Origin of the sequence: Micromonospora sp. NPDC023814, assembly GCF_040639595.1 — a bacterium.
Lineage (GTDB): Bacteria > Actinomycetota > Actinomycetes > Mycobacteriales > Micromonosporaceae > Micromonospora.
This window is the reverse complement of sequence record NZ_JBFAAF010000258.1, coordinates 1-1097: the sequence shown is the minus strand read 5'-3', so window position 1 is coordinate 1097 and position 1097 is coordinate 1. Positions and strand designations below refer to the sequence as shown.

Annotated in this window: 1 protein-coding gene and 1 pseudogene; one reads left to right on the top strand and one right to left on the bottom strand. The window is 69.7% G+C overall.

Annotated elements, in window-relative coordinates; genetic code table 11:
- Positions 1-151 precede the first annotated feature (151 nt).
- Positions 152-307, top strand: a pseudogene (locus AB0G14_RS35860) (transposase family protein); the annotation flags it as partial.
- A gap of 214 nt (positions 308-521) precedes the next feature.
- Here AB0G14_RS35860 and AB0G14_RS35855 read toward each other — a convergent pair.
- A complete protein-coding gene (locus AB0G14_RS35855) occupies positions 522-902 on the bottom strand; it encodes a WhiB family transcriptional regulator (protein ID WP_357705279.1) in 381 nt (126 codons plus the stop codon).
- Between the last annotated feature and the right edge of the window lie 195 nt (positions 903-1097).

Genomic DNA, 1097 nt, shown 5'->3' with positions numbered 1-1097 from the left:
TTGGCGCGCGGGCTCTACTCGATTCCTTGGACATGGAGCGTCGCCGGGAGGGTACGCCTCCCGACGCTCATCCACAGGTTTCGAGCATTGCTCACGAACAGCCCGAGCCCGGACCATCCCACTACCAGCGCAGACGGGCCGGCATTCGGCCCTCGACCTGCCCGACCGGGTGCTGCTGGTCGCCGCGTACTGGCGCACCAGCCTGACGATGCGACAGGTCGGTCCGCTGTTCGGGGTGTCGCACTCCGCCGCGCACCGGGTCGTCGGCATCCTCGGCCCACTGCTGGCCCTCGCCCCGGTGCGCCGCACGGCGCGCCGACGGGGAGCCCCACGACCTCCCGGCCGGCTCGACAGCGCTCCTACAGTCATGATCGGCCGGCAGCGGCACCAGACGTCCCGCGCAGCCGTCCTCGGCAGGTGCGAGGCTGAGATCAATAGCGGGACCGACGTAGACCGAACCCTCGCGCTGCCTGCGAGATCGCGCCCTCGATGCCTGACCGCAGCGCGTAGCCGGGTTGGCGTCAGCTCGCCTCCTGAAAGTTACGCTGTGCCTGGCGCCGGCCGTAGCGGCGGCAACGCTGACACAGCCCGGCCCGGTTGTTGCGGCTCGACACGGCCGGCTGACCGCCGCACGAGTCGCAGACGAGGGGGATGGTCTGCAACTGGCCCCGCCGCTGCTCGAACAGCATGCCGCCCCGGATGACGCCGGTGTCGCCATGCAGCGTCGCGTCCCGTACGCACTGCTGCGTGACTGGGCAGGTGAGGCAGATGGAGATCGCCTCCGCCCGTTTCGTCCAGTCGTCGGACCACCACTCGGGGTCATGTCCGGCGCAGGCGGCGCGGCTCCACCACGCCCGCCCACCGTCCGGGCTTGCCGGGGAATCCGGCTCACCTTCGGCCATCCGACCGCACCTCCGTCATGTCGGGCGTGCGGATGCAGCACGCGCCATTTCTCAGGGAGGTTTTACGGTTGGCAGGCCCTGTCGTTTATCACAGAGCAAAAGGTGACTGATCAGGTGGTCGTTCCGGTTGCGGGTAGCCAGGGACGGCCGGTGGCGAGTTCGGTGAGGGCGTGCATGATGTTGCGGCCGTGCGCG